The organism is Streptomyces lucensis JCM 4490 (assembly GCF_014650035.1).
Classification (GTDB): domain Bacteria; phylum Actinomycetota; class Actinomycetes; order Streptomycetales; family Streptomycetaceae; genus Streptomyces; species Streptomyces lucensis.
Genome location: NZ_BMUE01000063.1, coordinates 1 through 526, shown reverse-complemented (window position 1 = coordinate 526; position 526 = coordinate 1). Strand labels below are relative to the sequence as shown.

Genomic DNA, 526 nt, shown 5'->3' with positions numbered 1-526 from the left:
CGCTGCACGCGCTGGGTGCGGCCGCGGACGCGGTGCGGCGCCGGATGTACGCGGGTGTGGAGCACATCGCGACGTACATCATCGAGCGGAACATCAACTACACGAACGTGTGTGTCACGGCGTGCAAGTTCTGTGCGTTCTACGCGGCTCCGAAGGACACCGCGAAGGGCTGGACCCGCGATCTGGACGACATCCTGCGGCGTTGCGCGGAGACGGTCGAGCTGGGCGGGACGCAGGTCATGTTCCAGGGCGGTCATCACCCGGACTACGGCGTGGAGTACTACGAGGAGCACTTCAGGGCGATCAAGGAGGCCTTCCCGCAGCTGGTGATCCACTCGCTGGGCGCGTCCGAGGTGGAGCACATGGCGCGGATCTCCGGGGTGTCGGTGGAGGAGGCGATCGGCCGGATCCACGCGGCGGGTCTGGACTCGTTCGCGGGGGCGGGTGCGGAGCTGCTGCCGGAGCGGCCGCGCAAGGCGATCGCGCCGTTGAAGGAGAGCGGTGAGCGGTGGCTGGAGATCATGGA

1 protein-coding gene is annotated in these 526 nt (G+C 68.1%); it reads left to right on the top strand.

Annotation, left to right across the window (positions count from 1 at the left end):
• Nucleotides 1–526: radical SAM protein (locus tag IE177_RS34655; RefSeq protein WP_190019458.1), on the top strand; the 526-nt coding region annotated here is incomplete at both ends.